Genomic DNA, 21,633 nt, shown 5'->3' with positions numbered 1-21,633 from the left:
CTATTAAAGGACTTATGAAAAAAGAGCCAAAGCCACCCTACATCTTCAATTCCATCGCTGAACTGCACAAAGCGCTGGGGTTGCCCAAGCCGTTGCATCCGCTGGTGAGCCTGAGCAATTTTCAGGACATGAAAGCAGATATGACTGAGTTAGGGAAGGGGTTGATGACGAATCTGTACAAGATTTCGTATATAAAGCAGTTTACGGGTCAGGTGCCATACGGCCAGACTTATTATGATTTTGATGAAGGTGGACTCTGTTTTGTTTCGCCGAATCAGTTGATTTCCCGTGTCGATGGTCAACGGTATGATGAAGGTTTTTCGCTGATGATTCATCCTGATTTTCTTCGTCCGTATCCGCTGGGGAAAACCATCAAGAACTATGGGTTCTTTTTATACTCATCCAATGAAGCCCTGCATCTTTCGGAAAAGGAAAGAGAGACCATTATGGGCGTGTTCAGAAGCATTGGCGAAGAGCTGGCGTTACCCATTGATCAGTATAGCCAGGATGTAATTGTCTCGCAGATCGAATTACTGCTCAATTACAGCAACCGGTTTTATAACCGCCAGTTCATTACCCGCAAAGCCGCCAATCACGACATACTTACCCGGCTGGAAACCTTGCTGTCTGCTTATTTTGATAGCCGGAAACCGTTGACAGACGGCCTGCCAACGGTTCAGTACCTATCTGAGCAATTGAACGTATCGCCCCACTATTTAAGTGATATGCTACGTTCCTTAACGGGTCAGAATACCCAGCAACATATTCACAATAAACTGATTGACAAGGCAAAAGAGTTGTTAAGTACAAATGCCCTGACAACCGCCGAAGTCGCTTATCAACTCGGCTTTGAGCACCCGCAGTCGTTCAATAAAATCTTCAAACGCAAGACGAACGTATCACCGATCGCATTCCGGCAATCGTTTAACTGACGCATTCCCGCCACACGAATAGTTTCTCAGACATCATTCCTCTGCTTCAATCATGTGTTGACGATATGATTTAGGGGTGATACCTTCCAGCAGTTTGAAAAGACGCGAAAAATAATGGGGATTGTTGAAGCCAACCTGGTCACTTACTTCCGACACGCTCAGGGCCGGATTTGCCAGCAACCGACGGGCCAGGCTGATCCGCTCCCGAATAATAAACTCGACCGGCGACAGGCCAAATACGTCCTTAAAAGAGCGAAAGAAGTTGGACTTGCTCATGCAGGCCTTCTGGCACAATACGTCGATACTGATCTTTTTGGTCAGGTGTTCGCGGATATAATTGACGACCGACTCGAACCGATTATTGGCTGGTAAACCATCTTCGATCATGGCCATATTCTGCGTTTGAATAACCCGGATCAGCAACGATTTCAGGGTGAGATCCGCCAGCGCATCTTTAGCCAGGTCATCTTCCATACTGATGTTGATCAGTCGGTTCATTACGTTCGTCAGCTCCCGGTTATTGTAAAAATGGTACTGACTAAAATTCAGTTTCCAGTCGGGGCTATTGCCTGGGCGGGGGTAGTGCTCGTTAAGGAAATCCAGTGTCTGCTCAACGACAGCCCAGTCCAGCGCGATGGTGGCACACTGAACCGGATGTTTGGCATCGGCTTCCGGAAAATCGACTTTCATCGATACCCCTTCGGGAAGGATTACCGTTTCGCCGGGTAAAAAATTGAACCCTGGATTTTCCGATAAATACATCACCTTCCGTCCGCGCATCATGCTGGTAATGACCAATCCGTTGTAGGACAGCACCACATCGGAGCAGGGTTTATAGGTCTCGAAAATATTTAACTCACACTGGTTTAAGGTGAATACCCGGCGGTTCTCGACCAGTGAAGTCAGCTTACTGGCATCCGACAGGTTGATGAGATCTAAAGCATATTTACTGGCCATGGGCGTGTAGGAGATTTCTTCTGTAAACTACGAATTTGGGCAATTTGTACGGCAATCCACACAATAGAACTGGACAATAGTAACACTCATTGGGATTATAGTGTAACTGGACTGGAAAACCGAATGCATAGCTTTGTTATACATTTAAAATTCAAGTTTGTTCACCAATTCATTTTAGCACATTCACCAGTTAAAATTATGGGTATTACCTTAGAACAGGCCGAAGCGGCCGTCAAAGCCGCTAAAGCCAAAGCCGTTGAAATCAATACGTTAATGAATATCGCGGTCGTTGATGCTGGGGCCAACCTGGTCGCGTTTGCCCGTATGGACGGAGCCTGGCTCGGCTCGGTTGATATTGCGCAAAAGAAAGCGCGTACAGCCCGCTATTTTGATATGCCAACCGGAGAGGTCGGCAAACTTTCGCAGCCCGGCGGTTCGCTCTACAATATTGAACACTCGAATGGCGGGCTGATTACATTTCCGGGCGGTATCCCCATCAAAAACGGCGAAGGGGTCATTATTGGGGCTATTGGGGTGTCGGGAAGCACCGTCGAAAACGATAACACCGTTGCCCAGGCCGGTGTAGATGCCCTCAGCCAGTAATCGGTAAGGGCATCCGAAAATCAGCTTTTACCCTACTACTAAACCTTTTAAACCCTTACTACTATGTGTCATAATCATGGTGTTGCCTACATCAGCCCTGGTGTAGTGGAGGTTCAGTCAATTGACTACCCGAAACTGGCGCTGGGCGACCGTAAATGCGAACACGGGGTTATTTTGCAAATCGTATCGACCAACATATGCGGTAGTGATCAGCACATGGTACGGGGTCGGACAACGGCCCCGGCAGGTCTGGTGCTGGGGCACGAAATCACAGGACTAGTCATTGAAGCGGGTCGTGATGTCGAATTTATTAAAGAAGGTGATCTGGTATCGGTGCCCTTCAACATTGCCTGTGGGCGCTGCCGGAACTGCAAAGCGGGCCAAACGGGCATTTGCCTGAATGTTAACCCCGGTAGGGCGGGCGGTGCGTATGGGTATGTCGATATGGGTGGATGGATTGGCGGGCAGGCTGAATACGTTATGGTGCCCTACGCTGACTTTAATCTGCTCAAATTTCCGGACAAAGATCAGGCTATGGCTAAAATCCGGGATCTGACACTGCTTTCCGACATTTTCCCAACGGGTTATCACGGTGCCGTGACAGCAGGCGTAGGGCCGGGATCGATCGTGTATGTGGCTGGTGCCGGTCCCGTGGGATTGGCCTGCGCGGCATCCTGTCATTTGCTGGGTGCGGCCGTCGTGATGGTTGGCGATATGATTCCCGAGCGACTGGAGCAGGCCAAAAGCTTTGGTTGTGAACCCATCGATTTACGTAGTGAAACCCCACTGGCCGATCAGATTGCCCAACTCGTTGGTGTACCTGAAGTTGATTCGGTCATCGATTGTGTGGGCTTTGAAGCCAAGGGTCACGGAGCCGGAGCGGATGCCGAGCAGCCAGCCACCGTTCTGAATGCGGCCATGACCATCACCCGTGCGGGTGGTGCCATTGGTATTCCGGGCCTGTATGTTACCGGCGATCCAGGGGCAAAAGACAAGGCTGCTCAGGAAGGTAGCCTGAGTATTCGCATCGGGCTGGGCTGGGCGAAATCGCACTCATTTTTTACGGGACAGACACCCGTAATGAAATACCATCGGCAGTTGATGAATACTATTCTGTACGATAAAATCCAGATTGCCAAAGCCGTAAACGTGGAGGTGATCAGTCTGGACAAAGCACCGAAAGGCTATCAGGATTTTGATAAAGGTGCCGCTAAAAAATTCGTAATCGATCCCCACGGGCTGATCCCGAACTGAGTTTGCAGGTGCTGAAACACGAAGTCTCCAAACCAGACTATTTTATGTTGTAGGATTTTCGCCTGGAGTCGGGCCAGAGTTCAAAACAGTGGCCCGGCTCCAAGCGAAAATCCTATATTGATTTCTATGCTTTTGTTGCATGGCTTCCCTTCTCAGACTTAACTTGTCAGTTTCCCTGATAGCAAAACGTTATCAGAGCACCGAGCCACTTGTTTGTTGAACGGAAACTTTAGGTCGCTTATCGCTTTTCTTTCCACGATACCACCAGACGATAAAACCCGTTACGGGCAAACTGGCGCCAATTAAACTGACAAAAAAAGCCAGAATTTTCGTGGGTAGACCCAGAATCTGTCCCACGTGAATATCAAAGTTCAAGCGGTAAATCTGTTCGCCTGTTGTAAGTTCTTCGTAGCGTCGCGATTCGTCCGACGGTAATTCGTTGAGCGTGTTCCGGTCAAAAAATCGGGTAACCGTTTTGTAAATGGTACCGTCCTCCGGGTTTATAGTCACTTCAAAAGGGTCTCTGGCTTCCTCCGGAAAGGACAGGCTCAGCCGACCTAAATCGCCCGGAAGCTCCCGACGAATCTTTTGCCAGATAATATCTTCCGGTTTTGAGTAAGCAGCAGCGGTTATGGTCGTGTCGGATAAGGGGTGTTCGTGCGATCGGGTGTGATGATGCGTGTCCTGGGCGTTGCCCGTTAATAACCAGTGGTATCCCTTGTCGAACCAGGAAAAGCTGTAGACAATCCCTGAAATCGTTAAGGCCATGCACACCAGCAGCGAATAGAAGCCTAATACGTTATGCAAGTCCAGGTTGACCCGCTTCCAGTTTGCGTTCCATTTGATGGCAAAGCTTTTCTCGCGGGTCGACTTCGTCCATTTTTTGGGATACCACCAGATGAGTCCGGTAATCATCAGAATGACGAAAATGATACAGGCGCTGCCGACCAGTGGGCTGCCGATTTTTGGCGGCAGAAAGAAGAACCTATGGCCACTGCGGGCAAAAATGAAAAACGTTTCAGCTGTCGATGGGCCTGTTTTACGGTGGATGATTTCACCCGTGTACGGATTCAGGTAAAGCGCATAGAATTTATCTTCGGTTGGTTTATAGTTAACGAATGCCGATTTATTCGGTCCACCATACGTAATACCGGTTAGCGTAACTGACTTTCCTTCGGCTTTTTGCGCAAATGCCTGGGCTTTCTTCAGTAATACCGATGGCGACAGGAAGGGCTGATTCTGAGGCTCAATCCGCTGATAGGTTTCGGTAAAATACCAGACTTCGTAGCGAAACACCCACAAACAGGCGCACAAGCAGACAACAAAAACGACGATACCCGACGCCAGCCCCAACCATAAATGGAGCCATGCGTTGATTCGCCTGAAAAGTGAACGTTTTGACTTACTCATGAAAAGTGGAGCTATAACCTAGGTGAGTGATTCGATTGTACCCACGGGCTGAAGCCAAACGCGGCCCGGCTCGTGGATACGATTATCAGTAACTAAGAGCCGGTTAAAATTTGAATGTCAGCGATCCCGTGAATTGCTTTAAGGGCTGGGGAAGCCCATAATTTGAGAAATAAGCCTGGTTGGTCAGGTTATTTCCTTTGAACGTAATGCGCCACTTCGGCTGATCGTAGAAGACCGATGCGTTAAGGAGCGTATAGCTGGGAATGGTAATGATGTTGGCCGGATCGAAATAGCAATCCGATACGTAGTTGCCACCGATACCCAATCCCAGGTTCTTCAGCGCCTGACCAGAAAATTTGTAGCTGAGCCAAAGGTTAACAAAGTCAGTAGGCATCTGCGCGACATAATTGCCAACGTAGTCGGCCGCTTTGGTCACTTTATTTTCATTCTTCGAATAACCAGCCACGATGTTAAGGCCCGTAACTGGATTGGCGATCAACTCGATTTCGTAACCTTTACTTTTCTGAGAGCCATCCTGTAGCGTGAAATTATTTTCCAGCCGGGTCGCATTGTTAATGGCAATGTCATAGTAGCTGATACTGCCATTTAGTTTCCGGTTAAAGGCTTCCGCTTTCAGGCCCACTTCCCACTGATTTGCATTTAAAGGCTTGAAAACCGACGTAGCGCCATCGGGTTGAACAACGGGTGCTACGTTCTGAAACCCATTCATATAATTCCCGAAAAACGACAACTGATCGGGCACGAGTTGGTAGACAAAGCCAAACTTGGGCGACAGTGCCGTCTGCTCATAGTTGTTGGTAGCCGCTACGCCGTCGGTAATGCTGGGGTTATTCACAAAGCGGTCGACCCGCAAACTCAGCATCACGATCAGCCGTTTCGACAGGTTGAGTACGTCAGACGCATAGGCGCTGTACGTGCTTAATTTGGTTTCCGAATTTGTGTTGACTTTTGTGGCAATCAGCGCGTCTATTTTTTCCAGCACCATGCCCGGAATCGCTCGCTTTGTATTGACGATGTCATACGTACCGACATTGGTGAACCGTAGCTGGCTCGTGGATGAGAAGATGTCTATCCCCGCCAGCAACCGGTTTTGCATACCGCCAATCTGGAAATTTCCCACAAAATTTTGCTGGGCGTTGATGGACGTGAAAATGCGCGGTCCGTAATTGAAGACATTACGATTGAACGTTGTATCACTCGTCCAGTTTGGATAAATCTGATTGCTGTGCTCAATGCGATTATTACCAACGGCCAGATTCGTTTGGGACGTCCATTGGGAATTGATCACGTATTTTGCCCCCGCCATGTAGTTCAGCGACGTAAGATCGGCGTCTATATTTTCTCCGCCGAGCGATGTTCGGATATCAACGGGAATGTCCTTGAAATTACGGTAGGAGGTTCGGTTCAGGGTTTGATAAAACGCTACCGTCGACCGATTGGTTGAATTAAGCTCGGCATCGAAACTAAACGACAGCCGATCATCGACTTTGTAGGATAGGCTAGGGGTAACCGTAAACCGCCGGTTATGACCGAAATTCTGGAAAGAACCTTCCGAATGAGCGGCTGCATTCACCCGGAACAAAACCGTTTTATCCGCGTTCAGTGGCGTGTTGATGTCCGCCGTGAATCGCGTCAGTTCGTAACTCCCGGCCGTATAGGAAACTTCTCCTTTAAACGTGTCGAACGGTTTTTTCGTCACCTGGTTAATCAAACCCCCAAAACTGATCAGGCTGGAGCCAAACAACGTACCAGACGGACCTTTAATGACCTCAACCCGTTCCAGATTGATCACATCCGACTGGTAAATCTGAACGGCCATCCCGTTTCGAATGGTTGTGGTCGCGTTGAATCCCCGAATGGTTGCGCCCGTTCCCCCGGCCGGGTTATTGTTGGGGGCCACGCCCGGAACATTCCGCAGCGCGTCCTTGAAATCGGTGACCACCTGCTCACTGATCAACTCCTTATTTACGGCTGTATAAACCTGAGGATTTTCCAGGTTTTTGATGGGCAGGCGAGCCACGAAATCCGATTCTTTGTTGGCAAATTTGTTCCCATTTCCTCTCACCAATACTTCCTGCAATATGTTGGAATCTTCGTTGAGACTGATCGCTGGGATGGACGTCATTTCATTGGCGACAACGTCCACATTCAGCTCAACCGGCGCATAACCAACCAGTTGAACCACTACGGTGTGAGCACCTTCTGATACGTTCTTGATCAAATAGCTACCATCCTCATTGGTGATGGTTCCCTTGCTCAGTCCTTTAATAGATACGTTGACGAAGCCAGCGGGCTTGCCGTCGGCAGTTTGAACTAAGCCTCTTACATTTCCCCGACCAGCTTCAAAAAGTCGAGTGTCGGCGTAGGTGAAATTGAGTGATAGAAATAGCGCAATGAATAGACACACACTACGTGAGCCCGTACGCCCATAGTACGTAAATTGTTTCATACTTTTGTTTACTCTGTTAATCGTTTTGGAGAATGATTTGACGGATACCCGGTGTAACGTTTGGCGACTGTGCACCGGGTTTTGTATTTGAACTGGGTAAAAAAAGAAGTATGGTCAAACCACGATATCAACAGGCCACCTGTCTAGTGCTTGCCATCATTCAATCATTACTCAGTATATTTATATTTATTTAGATTAAATATAAATAGCGACGCAAACTTAATGTAGATTGAAAGTATACGCAACTAGTATGGAAAATAAACGGCGTGCGTCCGGGTGATGGATGAAAACGTTTGTTTCCTCTGGACTACCCCAAACGCCAGGATGAGGACGACTTTCTTTTAAGCGCGACAGCGTTTTGCGGTGCAGTTATTGGCGTATTTTTGACAACTAAATCAAACGTCCATGTCTTACTGCCGCGCCATTGACTTCATGCCCGAAGAGCGAAAAGCCTTACACAAAGCTTATCATGACCATCTGTATGGCTTTCCCATCCATGATGACAATGAACTGTTCTGTCGGCTGGTGCTGGAAATTAACCAGGCCGGTTTGAGCTGGGAAACCATTTTGAAAAAAGAAGCTACGTTCCGAAAAGCCTACGATAATTTTGACCTGAAAATCGTGGCTGCTTACACCGATGCTGACCGCGAGCGGTTGTTAGCTGATCCGGGTATCATTCGCAACCGGCTGAAAGTGAACGCAGCTATTGACAATGCGAAGACTATTCTTCAGTTACAGGCAGAACATGGCTCATTTGAAAAATGGCTGGAGCTGCACCATCCCAAAACGAAGGAAGAATGGGTGAAGCTCTTTAAAAAGACATTCCGCTTTACGGGTGGCGAAATCGTCAACGAGTTTTTGATGAGCATCGGATACCTGCCCGGCGCTCACTCTGCCGACTGCGCTATCTATACGAACGTAGTGGCCGCCAGGCCGCTTTGGATGAGTCAGGTATGATAATAAACGTTCAAATAGTCCAGGGAACGAGAATTTGTGTAGCCAAGACTAGCGTAAAATAAAATGCCCGCAAAAGTAGAATGTAAAGCATCCTACTTTCTTTACGTATGACAAAATTCGGTTTCTGTATTCTCCCGCTCTTGTTCGCTGGTAGCGTTTCGGCCCAACAGGTTATTCCATTGTATTCCGGAGCAATCCCCAATGCTACGTCCTATACGATGAAGGAGTTAACTACAGAAAAAGAAGGTAAAATCGTTTGGTACCGAAAGGTATCAAAACCGACCATGACGATTTTTCTGCCATCGAACGAGAAGGCCAGTGGCGCTGGAGTTGTTATTTTTCCAGGTGGTGGTTATTCCGGGGAAAGTTATGACGCAGAAGGCGTTAAAATTGCGGAAACCTTTACAAAGCATGGCGTCGCTGCCTTTGTGGTGAAATACCGGTTACCCAGCGACTCCATCATGGTCGATAAAACGATAGGACCGCTTCAGGATGCCCAGCGAGCCATAAAAACCGTACGGGAACGCGCCAGCGAATGGGGACTCAAGTCCGACAAAATTGGTATTATGGGCTTCTCGGCGGGTGGACACTTGGCTGCTACTGCCGGAACGAAGTTTAACGAGCCGTTTATCGAAAATACGAACAAAACCAGCTTACGACCAGATTTTATGATTCTGATCTATCCGGTTATTTCGATGAATGAGACACTAGGTCACAAAGGATCAAGAGCAAATTTATTAGGGACAAACCCCGCTGCCGAGAAAATTGAGCAATTCTCGAATGAACTGCACGTAACGAAACAGATTCCACCTACCTACCTTACCCATGCGGGTGATGACAAAGTCGTTGATGTAGACAACAGCCTTGCTTTTTACGAAGCGCTACGTCATCAAAGCGTCCCGGCCGAAATGCATTTATATCCTAAAGGAGATCACGGATTTGTCCTGAAAATACCCACCGAAGAGTGGATGCAGCCCCTGTTTGTCTGGATGAAGAAGAATGAGTGGGTAGCTAAATAGTCGCTGGTCAGTAGTTATTCTTAAAGCAATAGACTCCAATGTAAAGCAATCTATTGTTTTATAATGGAGTCTATTGCTTTAAGAAATATTTACGGCTCCTGTTCAGAAGCAACTTTATCGACTACGCAGCTTGGCGAAGGGTACATCAATCCGGAAAAATACCTGCTACGTAAGGGCTTGATGACATTGATTGTAGTCCCAAAAGCCATCGACACGGCCCATGTATCGTCAAAACATGATCGTATAAACTCCCTGTTAGAACTCTTCTCCTATCAAATTGGGGACTATTGCTTTCACTTTTGGGGCAAATTAATTAGAAAAGTAATACTATTTCTTCTAATTGTTTAGCTTGAAGTCCAGATTGGTCTGTCAGGCTTTTCTGTGTACAATAAAACCACTTTCAAAATTTACACGTATGAAAAATATCTATTTACAACTGGCACACCGCCTTTGGCTTGCCCTATTCGGTATAGGGTTACTAACTAGTCAACCAGCCTGGGCCCAGCCAATTCCGGATGTCCAATGGACGAAGACCGGAACCGCTTTAGCCGTAACCACAGACGGCAATATTATATCGACCGTATTTATCAATCAGGGCAACAATCCCGGTTTCCCCAGCGTCGTAGGCGATGGCATCATTAAAAACTCGCTACAGGGAAATCAAATTTGGAGCACTGGTCTATTAAAGGGTGGATTTTACCTTGGCGGAAAAATTCCTGGCTATGATTACGAAGCGATTGCCGGTACTCATTTTGCTGCAGCAACCACTGACGGGGGGGTAGCTGTTGCAGGAAAAATATCGTTAAGAGGAAATAGTGTTGCCACCAAAATCAACGCAAACGGGGGGGCAAGAGTATGGCAGGATAGCGACCTCTTCGGAAATTCCTCTACGAATGAGGATTTGATCGGTACACCGGATGGTGGGTTTTTGCTGATTCTGTCAGATCCCCAATATGGAACGGGGAGTAGTGGCATTATAACGTATCAGCTCATTATCCGAAAGTATGACGCATCGGGTACGTTTGTCTGGTCTAAACAGATTGCCTATCCCACGCCAAACCCCGCCAATCCTGACATCAGTTTGACCAAAGGGGAAGCGGTGACAAATACGCCCGATGGGGGCTACCTGGTCACGGGCTATTTTAACACATCGGGTAAAGTCAATGATTTGAGCAACAGTAGTTTGACTGAAAATACAGGTTGGGTGGCCAAGCTCGATGGACAGGGGAATGTGGTCTGGCAGAAATTGCTGGATGGTCTCCCGATAACCCCAAACGTGGCCAGTTCAATCAGTAAAATGTACACTGTTACGGACCTGATGCTGTCAATTGATGGAACCGGTTATGCCCTGGTCGGGGCTGGGCTGGTGCCGGGTGCGAGCCCAATAACCGCCATGCTGGAATTGGACTGGAATGGTAACTATAAACGGGCCAAGTCGCTGGGCACGGCGCCTACACCAGCCTACATTACCCGGTATTCTGGCAACTACTACGCAGTTGGCAATACGTCGTTATCCAATGGGGCCGACCCTCAAATTTTAAAAGTCAGTGCTGCCAATGTAAGTTTGAACGACCCGAATTTATTCAGCATTGTGGCACAGCGGGTCTTCGACAGCTCGTCGGATAATTACTTACAGGACATCAATCGCGCGGGAGATGGTAGCCTGGTGTTTTTGAAATCCACGTCAACTTACGGTGAGGTGGTTAAACTGAATGTAGAGCCGGCAGCGCCTGGCCTGACGCTCACCGCGCCGACCTACAACTGCCAGACGGGATTCATTACGTTCAATACCAGTGGGGGTGATGGGTCAACCATTACCTACATTGCACCGGGCGTCAGCCGGGCTTCGGCTACCGATAATTTCGGTACTGTCGAAGCAGGCCTACGTAGTGACCCCAAGTTCATTGCCATTACGGCTACCCAAAACGGGGTCAGCGTAACGTATAATTTTGATCTCAAAGCGGCCTGTAGCAGTACTACGCCACCAACGCCACAGCCCCCCGTGAGCCAGCCCATTCCCGACCAGTTCCTGACTGTCGGTCAATCATTTCCAGGTTCGGGTTTTGCGGTAGGGAGCTACTTCTCGGACCCCAATCTGGGCGTGATTCCCAACTACGTGCCGGGCTGGTCGTTCACAATTACTGGCCTGCCCGATGGATTGTCTGTCTTCTCCCGATCCCAGGATCTGTTATATACACCAGCGGTGCTTATTGTAGGTGCGCCCACCACGGCGGGGGTCTATATGGTAACGGTAAGAGCCAGCACGGAGGCTTTTCGCGGTAACCCAATTGTCACAACATTCAAGATTACCGTCTCGCCAACCAGCCCCCCTGTGGGCACTTCGTTTGCGTTAATTGCCCCTGACTACAATTGTTCGACGGGGGCCATTACCTTCAAAACCACCGGCGGAGATGGCAGTCCCATCGAGTACCAGGCCGCGGGTATTACTGGCTGGACGACCAACCCCAATCAGTTTGTCGACAAGGACAGCCGCACGGCCAATGATGTTAAACCCTTCACTCTAATGGCCCGCCAGCATGGTAACGTAGTGATCTATGTCTGGGACCTGAAAGCGAGTTGCAATAACAGTACACCCACTCCCAAACCGCCCGTGGTTCGTCCTATTCCCGATCAGACCTACACCGTCGGTCAGTCGGTTTACTTCGTGCTGGGCGGTTATTTCTCTGATCCAACAAGCGGGGTGCCGGACTACCGCCCTTACTGGTCGTTCGGAGTCAATGGCTTGCCGCCGGGTGTGTCGCTGTTTTTGGAGACGGTAGAATTGATGTTTACCCCGGCTGCCATCCTTGTTGGGACGGCCACGACGGCTGGAGTGTACACGGTCACGGCTACCGCTCATACCGTTGGCGGCACGGTCAGCACAAGTTTCAAGATCACCGTCTTGCCAACGACTCCTCCGGTTGGGGGTGCGTTCGCGTTAGTTGCGCCTGACTATAACTGTACCTCGGGGGCCATTATGTTCAAAACCACGGGCGGAGATGGTAGTCCAATCGAATTCCAGGCGGCTGGCATTACGGGCTGGACAACCAACCCCAATCAGTTTGTTGACAAAGACAGCCGCACAGCCAATGATGTTAAACCCTTTACCCTGATGGCTCGCCAGAATGGACAGGTGGTAACTTATGTCTGGGATTTGAAAGCAGCCTGTGGCCGGGCACGAGTGGGTCTGGAGGAACCCAATGCCGGTTTACAGGTGCGGGTCATGGGCAACCCGGTGGTGGGCCAAACGGCCGAGGTTGAGATCTCTGGCGTATTGGGTGAACGGGTCCAACTGAATCTGGTCGATGGTCAGGGCCGCGCTTTATATCAGCATACGATTGGTCAGGCGGGCGTTCGGGAGCAGGTGAGTGTACCGCTGGGACAACGTAGTGGTTTATTCTTATTGAAGGTGCAAACCGGCAAAGAACATAAGACAGTGAAGTTGCTAAAAGAATAATTTCGTCCACACCAACTATAGCATGGGGCGGGGTGCGCGGGGCAGGGATAAATCACTTGTGGATTTCTCTCTGCCCCGCGCACCCCGCCCCATGCTATTCAGAACGTAGTGATTTCACCGGATTTACTAAAGCGGCTTTAATACTCTGAAAGCCTACCGTAAAGAGGGCAATGGTGATGGCCATCAACCCGGCCAGCGCAAACACCCACCAGTCGAGGTCGATTTTATAGGCGAAATCCTTCAACCATTGGTTCATGGCCCACCAGGCAATTGGAGAGGCAATGACCAGGGCGATGAACACTAACTTGAGAAAGTCTTTCGAGAGCAACCCTACGATGCTGGCCACTGAGGCACCCAGTACCTTTCGTACCCCGATTTCTTTGGTACGTTGCTCCGCCGTGAAGGTCGCCAGTCCAAACAATCCCATGCACGAAATCAGGATGGCAATGGCTGTCGCGGTGTTGACAAGCTGGGCCGTTTTCTGCTCTTTTTCGTAGAGTTTGGCGATGGACTCATCCAGAAATGTATAATCGAACTTATTGTCTGGATACACTTCTTTCCATTGCTGCTCGATACTCGACAGCGTAGTTTTTAGGTCGCTCAACTGTCCGCCTTTGGTGGCTAGTTTAACTCCAATATTTTTGGCTTGCCGGGGCATGTACCCAAGGAAGACGGCACCTATCTTTTCGTGAAACGATTGTTCATGAAAATCTGCGACGACACCAACAATCGGGTACGGTTTCCCTTGAAAATCAATGAACTGGTTGACCGCATCGGCTGGCCTCTTAAACCCCAGCGCTTTCGCATACGTAGCATTGATCACCATTTCGCGAAGTGAGTCGCTCTTCATGTAATTTCGACCGGCCAGAAAACGGAGCTGATAGAGCGGAATAAAGTTCTCGTCGCCAATCTTGGCCGATACGTCCATTTCCACCTCTTTCTTGCCTTTGTATTTCAATTTAGTAACCATGTGACTTTGCCCCATCACAGGAAACCATTGCATCGCAACCCGCTCAACACCCGCTAGTTGTTTAATTTTCTGGGCTAGCACCAGGCTTTTGTCGTCGCGCAGAGTATTTACCTCAATAATGGCATCGGTCGAGAAACCAAGATCTTTGTTTCGCATGAAATTGAGTTGTCGTCCAACCATCAGTGTGCCAATAATGAACACCAGCGACACGGCGAACTGGAAAATAATCAACCCCTTGCGCAAGTAGCCTTTTTGTCCGCCGGTTAAGGCACTCTGGCCTTTCAGCGTAAGCGCTGGTACGTAGGAAGACAACACCCAGGACGGATAAAACCCGGCTAATAAGGACGTAGTGAGTACGACAATACCCAGGAAAAGAAGTGTTTGAGCGCTCAATAAATCGAACGTCAATCCATTGGGAGTCAGGGTTTGGAAAACGGAAAGTATTGGCTTGATAAGCGCCAGCGCAATCAAAACCGAAACGAGTGTCAACAGAGCCGTTTCGCTTAAAAACTGGATAATTAACCCTTTTCGACTGCTGCCCATCACTTTTCGAATACCCACTTCCTTAGCCCGTTGTACCGACTGGGCCGTTGCCAGATTAATGAAATTGATGGCAGCAATCAGGAGAATGAACCCCGCTACGGCCATTAATCCATAAAGCGTCGGTAAGTGGGCTTTGCGCGAATAATTGTCCTGATAATCGTCATTGAAGTGAAGATCGGATAAGGGTTGCAAGCCAGGCTCGAATTTTACTTCCTTCTGAATGTGGTTCCGGGAAAATTGCTGGAAGGGCACAGCTAACTGATCCGGCGTTACGCCTTTTGGTAGTTTAACCAATGCCTGTGATGCCGACCAGATATCATTCCATTGATCCAGATTGATTTCTCGCTTGAGCTGACTGGCCCGGATGGTGGCGAATGAGATGAAATCAGTGAACGTGAAATCGGTTGGTTGTGACCAGTCTTTCACGATGCCCGCTACGCTGACCCGCACCGAATCCACGTAAATAACCTCTTTGCCCAGTATCTGTTCCAGCGGCAAATCCCCAAAATATTTATGCGCTTTCTGTTCCGATAAAACCACTTTAAAGGGATCATTCAGCGCGGTTTTAGGATTTCCGGCCAGCCATTCGTACTTTAAAATATCGAAGTATTGCGGCTCTGCAACGATAATATCGGCGTTTCCGCCGGTTCGTCTGCGGCTTTCAAATCGCTTCGGTTTCTGGCTGCCGTTCGGGATCAGTACATCCGATTCTACGCTGTGAAAAGCGGCAATGGTTTCAATGCCCGACACCTCCTGCCGGAGGGCTAAGGGAACGGCATTGGGTGGGAAACCTACCGGGTGTTTTTCGCCGGTTGGGCCGAATTGGGCTTCTCCTACCAGCCGGTAAATTCGTTCGCTGTCGGGGTGGAACGTGTCATAACTCAGTTCGTAATTCGTGATCACATAGATGACCAGGCAGGCCGTAACCCCCAGGGTCAAACCAAATAAGTTAATGAGCGTACTGACTCGATGTTTGGTCAGGTTGCGAACGGCCGTTTTAAGATAGTTGCGTAGCATAACAGGGCTTAAAAAAAATGTGGTCCGGTATTCCGGTGATGAATATTCACTGGATTGACGTTTGATGGCAAACGGCCTTAAAAAACCCAATACGTTTAGGATATATTTCTGATTCGCTTTTGCCACGCCCAGTTGCCTAACATCCCGGACGTAGCGTTCATACAAATCGCCCTGTACCTCTTCCAGTAGGTGAGGGGCGCAGAATAATTCAAGCAATAGATCGGCGAAACGGGGAGGGTTTTTCATAGGTTTCTGGTAAAGAGCAAGGTGCCTGGAGCATGGTTAGCCGGAGAAATTCCATGCTCCAGGCACCTTACACCCCGCTATTCGCTACGTAGTGATTTCACCGGATTCATCAGGGCGGCTTTAATACTCTGGAAACTTACCGTCAGCAAGGCGATACCGACGGCCAGTAATCCGGCCAGGGCAAACATCCACCACGCGATAGGAATTTTGTAGGCAAATCCCTGTAACCAGAGATTCATAACGTACCAGGCAATGGGCGACGCAATGACGATGGCAATGACGACCAGTTTGAGAAAATTACCCGCTAACAGGCCAACGACGCTGGTAACCGAAGCCCCCAACACCTTACGGACGCCGATCTCTTTAGTACGTTGTTCCGCCGTGAACGAGGCTAGCCCAAATAACCCTAAGCAGGCGATGAAAATGGCCAGGATCGCAAAATAAGTTGACAATGTTCCCACGACCTGTTCACTTCTATACAGCTTCTGAAACTCCTGATCGGCAAACGTGTAATTGAAAGGGAATTTGGGATTAAGCTGTTTGCAGATCGTCTCCAGACTGGCCAATGCCTGTTTGGTTTGGCCGGGTTGAGTGCGAACCAGCAGGTATCCATAGTCGTCTTTTTCGCCAAATCGAATAATCAGTGGCTGAATGGGATCGTGCATAGAGGAAAAATGAAAATCCTGTACAAGACCGATAATCTTGCCTTTTTTGCCCCAGAAAGTCAGCGGTTGATCGATTGGATTTTTGTAGCCAATTCGCTTGGCAGCCTGCTCATTGATGATGTAGCCGACGGAATCGGTTGTGAAATTTGGGGAGAAGTCCCGACCTTGTAGAAGCTTGACTTTGAGACTTTTCGCCAGGTCGTAACCGGCTGATACGTTTACGAAATTGATTTTCACCGTTGGGTCTTTCCCCGTCCAGTTGGCATCGCTGGTTCCATTGTAAATCCCACCCGGTTGTTCGCTCATCCGGGAAATGGCGGCAATGCCGGGCAACTGCGTGAGCTCTTGCTTCAGCGTTGTGAATTTTGGGGGCAATTCACCTTCCAGCGGAATATAAATCAGATTTCCACGGTCGAAACCCAGGTTCTTGGTCTGGATATAATTCACCTGCCGATAGACAACGACGGTACCCAGAATGAGCAGCATTGAAATAACGAACTGCACGACGACCAAACTTTGCCGGAAGAACGTAGCACCCGGCTGAAATTTCAGACTTCCTTTCAGTATTTTGACGGGTTGCAGCGATGACAGAAACAAAGCCGGATAACTGCCCGCCAGGATACCTGTGACGGCGACAATGCCCAGAAGTGTTAGTCCAAAGGATGGTTCAGTAAACGGCAGGGCAATTTTCTTGTCGGTCAGTTGGTTGAAACCCGGTAATAGGATCGCAATCAATACCAAAGCCACCACGACGGCGATCAGTGTCAGCATCATAGCTTCGCCAATGAATTGCCCGATTAGCCGCGACCGCTCGGCTCCAACGACTTTCCGAATGCCCACTTCCTTCGCTCGTTTGGCCGATCGGGCGGTAGACAGATTCATAAAATTGATGCAGGCAATCAGCAGCAGAAACACCGCTACGACGCTGAAAAGTCGAACATATTCGATTCGTCCGCCGGATATTTCGCCATTGGTCATTTCAGAATTGAGGTAAATCTCTTCAAAGGGCTGAAGGAACAGCTCGATGTCAAAACTGGCCAGGTTTTTCAGGTCGATGCCTTTGTTGTAATTGTGCAGGAAAGGTTTGAGCTTCGCTTCAAAAGCTGCTACGTCGGTGTCGGGTCGTAACTGTACAAAAGCTCTTGGGCCCTGGTTACTCCAGTCGTTTGCCCAACCGTTATTACGTCGTTCAAAATCATCCCAGGGCAGCAGAAAATCATATTTATCAGAGGAGTTTTCGAGTAAATCTTCAAAAACAGCCATGACCTGATAGTCGTCCTTGTTTTCAATACGTATCGATTTGCCGACAGCCGCTTCCGGACTTCCGAAATAATTGACGGCTAACTTTCGGGAGATCGCTAAGCTGGTTGGCGACTTCAGCGCTGTTTCGGGCGAACCCGCCAGCAGGGGCACACTGAACATCTTGAACCAGTCGGCACCCGCCCAGTTACCATTTTCCTTGCTGATTTTATTGTTAGCGTCGAAGGTGAGACTACCTGGCCAGCTAAAACCAGCCGCATGAACGATTTCTGGAAACTTTTTGGGTATCTCCAGCGAGATTGGCCAGGGTGTGCCGGGTGACGCAGTGCGCTTGCCATCGCTAAACTGACGCTCCATGAGCCGGTATAAATGCGGCCCATTTGCATGGTAATGATCGATACGTAGTTCGTCCCGAACCCACAGAAAAATCAGCAGGCTACAGGTAAGGCCCAAGGCTAACCCCAGAATGTTAATAGCCGAAAAAGACTTGTTACGCCATAAGTTGCGCAAGGCAATTTTAAAATAATTACGTAGCATAGCCGGATGTAGGAATAGTGGTTGAGGGTATTCAGTAGGTTGACGCTTGATGGCAAATGGCCGAAAAAAACTCAGTACGTTAAAAATATAGTTTCGCTTCGCTTTGGCCACACCCAACTGGCGCACATCCCGCACGTAGCGCTCATACAAGTCGCCCTGCACCTCCTCCAGCAGGTGAGGAGCACAGAAGAATTCGAGCAGCCGGTCGGCGAAATGGGGCGGGGTGTGTGGCATAGGGCATGGGGGGCAGGGTTAGGAGCGTGGAACAGGGTTAGGAGCGTGGAACAGTGACTTTTTCAGACTAGCCAAGCTCCTTGCTATTCAGAACGTAGCGATTTAACCGGATTTGTCAGTGCCGCCTTCACACTCTGGAAACTGACCGTTAGCAAAGCAATCCCAACGGCCAGTAAACCCGATAGCGCGAAAATCCACCATGATAGTTCGGTTTTGTAGGCGAAGTCCTGTAACCATTTGTCCATTATCCACCAGGCAATAGGAGATGCAATCACAATGGCAAGTAGTACCAGTTTTAGAAAATCAGTCGAGAGCAGCGTAATAATACTGGAAACACTGGCCCCCAAGACTTTACGGACGCCTATTTCTTTTGTGCGTTGTTCAGCTGTGAAGGCTGCCAACCCAAACAATCCCAGGCAAGAAATTAGAATGGCTAAGACAGCAAAACAGGTAGCTAACTCACGAATAATCGTTTCGCTTTTGTACTGCTGCCGAAAGGCATCATCCGCGAATTCGTACGAAAAAGGATAGGCAGGGTTAATTTCTTTGTGAGCCTTTTGTAAGATCAATAAGGCTTGTTGTGTCTTGCCTGCCTGAATCCGAGCGACAATATTGCCCCTGGGCTGTGGTTCAAAATAAACAATGAGCGGCTCAATCGTTCTGTGCAGCGATTGCATATGAAAATTCTTCATTAGACCGATCACCGTCCCTTTCTTACCCCATAAGTCAATTGGCTGGCCAATTGGATTCTTCAAGTGCATTCGTTCTGCAGCCACTTCATTGAGGAGAAAGCCAGCTGTATCTGTACGAAACGCTGGAGAGAACGAGCGACCTTCTTTTAGTTTGATATTCAGTGTTTTAGCAAAGTCATAGGAGGCTCCCATGAGCCAGATTGAGAATTTGTCGGTAGGTTTCTTGGTCGTCCAGATCAAATCACTAGTCGCATTGCCCACATCGGTCGGAATCGTATTGATCGTTGTTATGTGCTCAATCGTATTGGATTGAAGCACCGTCTGTTTAAAGGATTCGTATTTTTTCCCTAACTCTCCTTCCAGTTTAATGTATAGTACATTTTCTCGACTCAAACCAATATTCTTGGTTTGAATGTAGTTCATCTGCTGATAGACGACTAACGCACCAATTATCAGCGCAAGCGATAATGTAAATTGAAAGACGACCAATCCTTTGCGGAATGTTGCTATACCGGGCTTCGTTGAGAATGACCCTTTAAGCACATTAACGGGGTTGAATGAGGAGAGAAATAAAGCTGGATAGATACCTGACAGCAAAGTAGTTATCGTAACCAGTATCGTTAGCTTGCCCACAAAGGCAGGAGTGTCGAGGGGAATTTCGATAGTCTTTCCCGTGATTGAGTTGAAGGTAGGAAGTAGTAAAAAAGATAAGAGAATGGATAGAGAAGCGGCTATTAGTGTCATCAATAAAGATTCGCCCATAAACTGGCCAACCAGATAGGCTTTTGCTGCTCCAACAACTTTTCTAATGCCAATCTCTTTGGCTCGTTTGACGGAACGGGCGGTGGCTAAATTGACGAAGTTGATACAGGCTATCAGCAGCACGAATAGAGCGACTACCGAGAACAATCGCACATACTCAATACGCCCTCCAACCGGAATGCCATTCTCGAAACGCGAGTACAGATACTGATCTCGGTAAGGCTGCAAGGATAACGTTTTATCCGTAACCGTTTTGTCATGCTGCGTTAGGAAGCGACGAATTTTGGCGTTGACTTTTTCTAAGGAAGCATCTGATCGAAGCATCACAACCGTAGAAGGGCCAAAGTCGCTCCATCCGTCTACAATCCAAGGGTTATTTTTGGCGAATGATTCAAATGAGCGGACATAATCGAATTTGATTGAGGAGTTAGCGGGAACGGTAGCAAATACCCCGCTGACTACGTAATCGTCTTTTTCATTCAATCGAATCAGCTTACCGATTGGGTCCGCAAAACCGAAATATTTGTTTGCCAATCGTTGAGAAATGACCAGGCTATTAGGGGCTGCGAAGATAGTACGGGGATTACCCTTCAGGAGCGGAAACGAAAACATCTCGAAGAAGTCAGCACCAACTATGCGGCCCTTCTCGTTAGTTGCTTTCGTGCCTACACGCATTCGGTCTTTGTTCTCCCAGGTTATGGTTGCAGCATGGCTGATCTCAGGGATTTCTTTCTTGAGTATCCCCGACAATACACCCGGAGAATTCTCAAAACTGTTCGATATTTCCCCCGTCTTCTCTATCGAGTTAACTATGACCCGGTAAAGGCGGTCTCCATTCGCGTGAAATTTATCATACTTGCGTTCATCCTGTACCCATAAATAAATGATCAGGCTACATACCATACCAAGAGAAAGCCCCACTATGTTGATGAATGAAAAGGCTTTGTTGTTAGCGAGGTTCCGCCAAGCGATTTTGATGTAATTACGTAGCATGTCGACACTGAATAAAGGAATTGGCGGATATTCGCTGGAGCGCCGTTTTAGGGCAAAGGGTCGTAAAAAACTCAGTACGTTATAGGTGTAGGTTCGCTTTGCTTTTGCTATGCCCATCCGGGTCACATCCCGAACGTAGCGTTCGTGCAAATCACCCTGCACCTCCTCCAGTAAGTGAGGGGCGCAGAAGAATTCGAGCAGCCGGTCGGCCAGGCGGGGTGGTCCAGCGTTGCGAGAATTTTTCATATACTAATCGCTGGTAAGGCATTCGGTGAAATCGAACTCCACAATTGATCGCGCATGGCCCGTATGTCGTGAAGCGCACGACTGCCCAGTGCCGTCACGGTGAATAGCCGCTTGCGACGTCCGCCACGCTCGGCGGTGGCTTCTCCCATGGCCGATTTGAGCATGCCTTTTTCCTCCAACCGGTGCAAGGCCGCATGAACCGCACTAATGCTCACCGAACGACCCGTTTGCCGGTCCAGCTCGTCGGTGATAGCGACACCGTAAGCACTTTCGTGCAGGACGGCAACGGTTAATAGTACGATTTCCTCAAACTCGCCTAAATACGTTCGTTTCATGGCTAAGAATTACATTAACTTTTGTAGAACAAATGCTTTGCCAATTTGTAAAGGTGGCTCTCTGGCTCAAATAA

At 48.7% G+C, this 21,633-nt stretch carries 13 protein-coding genes; 6 read left to right on the top strand and 7 right to left on the bottom strand.

All coding sequences use genetic code 11. From position 1 onward, the window contains the following. The first annotated feature begins 14 nt into the window (after positions 1-14). Positions 15-932, top strand: a complete 918-nt coding sequence (locus BM202_RS02275; RefSeq protein WP_093822835.1) for a helix-turn-helix domain-containing protein — start codon at positions 15-17, stop codon at positions 930-932. A 33-nt stretch (positions 933-965) separates the two neighbouring features. Here BM202_RS02275 and BM202_RS02270 read toward each other — a convergent pair whose 3' ends face one another. Continuing rightward, complete coding sequence (locus tag BM202_RS02270; RefSeq protein WP_093822834.1) at positions 966-1,889, bottom strand: AraC family transcriptional regulator; 924 nt, start codon at positions 1,887-1,889, stop codon at positions 966-968. A gap of 198 nt (positions 1,890-2,087) precedes the next feature. Here BM202_RS02270 and BM202_RS02265 point away from each other — a divergent pair, with 198 nt between their 5' ends. Next, positions 2,088-2,492 (top strand): GlcG/HbpS family heme-binding protein, encoded by a 405-nt coding sequence (locus tag BM202_RS02265; protein ID WP_093823597.1) that lies wholly within the window; start codon positions 2,088-2,090, stop codon positions 2,490-2,492. Between the two features lie 63 nt (positions 2,493-2,555). Further along, positions 2,556-3,746: a formaldehyde dehydrogenase, glutathione-independent gene (fdhA, locus tag BM202_RS02260; protein ID WP_093822833.1), complete on the top strand. Its 1,191-nt coding sequence runs from the start codon at positions 2,556-2,558 to the stop codon at positions 3,744-3,746. A 192-nt stretch (positions 3,747-3,938) separates the two neighbouring features. On the opposite strand, the gene BM202_RS02255 is transcribed toward fdhA, so the two are convergent. Continuing rightward, positions 3,939-5,156, bottom strand: a complete 1,218-nt coding sequence (locus BM202_RS02255; protein ID WP_093822832.1) for a PepSY-associated TM helix domain-containing protein — start codon at positions 5,154-5,156, stop codon at positions 3,939-3,941. A 103-nt stretch (positions 5,157-5,259) separates the two neighbouring features. Further along, positions 5,260-7,626, bottom strand: coding sequence for a TonB-dependent receptor (locus tag BM202_RS02250; protein WP_093822831.1), 2,367 nt, complete (start codon positions 7,624-7,626; stop codon positions 5,260-5,262). A gap of 405 nt (positions 7,627-8,031) precedes the next feature. Between BM202_RS02250 and BM202_RS02245 the strand changes: the two genes are divergently transcribed. The 3 genes from BM202_RS02245 (at position 8,032) to BM202_RS02235 (ending at position 13,059) form a co-directional block, all read left to right on the top strand. Further along, positions 8,032-8,583 (top strand): DNA-3-methyladenine glycosylase I, encoded by a 552-nt coding sequence (locus BM202_RS02245; RefSeq protein ID WP_093822830.1) that lies wholly within the window; start codon positions 8,032-8,034, stop codon positions 8,581-8,583. 107 nt (positions 8,584-8,690) lie between these two features. Further along, positions 8,691-9,602 (top strand): alpha/beta hydrolase, encoded by a 912-nt coding sequence (locus BM202_RS02240; RefSeq protein ID WP_093822829.1) that lies wholly within the window; start codon positions 8,691-8,693, stop codon positions 9,600-9,602. Between the two features lie 415 nt (positions 9,603-10,017). Continuing rightward, positions 10,018-13,059, top strand: coding sequence for an Ig domain-containing protein (locus tag BM202_RS02235; RefSeq protein ID WP_093822828.1), 3,042 nt, complete (start codon positions 10,018-10,020; stop codon positions 13,057-13,059). Between the two features lie 94 nt (positions 13,060-13,153). Here the strand turns inward: BM202_RS02235 and BM202_RS02230 are convergent, their stop codons facing one another. The 4 genes from BM202_RS02230 to BM202_RS02215 form a co-directional block, all read right to left on the bottom strand. Continuing rightward, positions 13,154-15,835, bottom strand: coding sequence for an ABC transporter permease (locus BM202_RS02230; protein WP_218160502.1), 2,682 nt, complete (start codon positions 15,833-15,835; stop codon positions 13,154-13,156). A 77-nt stretch (positions 15,836-15,912) separates the two neighbouring features. Continuing rightward, on the bottom strand, positions 15,913-18,531 hold the full coding sequence (locus tag BM202_RS02225) for an ABC transporter permease (RefSeq protein WP_218160501.1): 2,619 nt from the start codon (positions 18,529-18,531) through the stop codon (positions 15,913-15,915). Between the two features lie 83 nt (positions 18,532-18,614). After that, on the bottom strand, positions 18,615-21,224 hold the full coding sequence (locus BM202_RS02220) for an ABC transporter permease (RefSeq protein WP_218160500.1): 2,610 nt from the start codon (positions 21,222-21,224) through the stop codon (positions 18,615-18,617). Further along, a complete protein-coding gene (locus tag BM202_RS02215; protein WP_093822827.1) occupies positions 21,221-21,559 on the bottom strand; it encodes a PadR family transcriptional regulator in 339 nt (112 codons plus the stop codon). The genes BM202_RS02220 and BM202_RS02215 overlap by 4 nt, the downstream gene beginning before the upstream one ends. Between the last annotated feature and the right edge of the window lie 74 nt (positions 21,560-21,633).

The organism is Spirosoma endophyticum (assembly GCF_900112365.1).
Lineage (GTDB): Bacteria > Bacteroidota > Bacteroidia > Cytophagales > Spirosomataceae > Spirosoma > Spirosoma endophyticum.
This window is presented reverse-complemented; position numbering and strand designations above follow the sequence as displayed.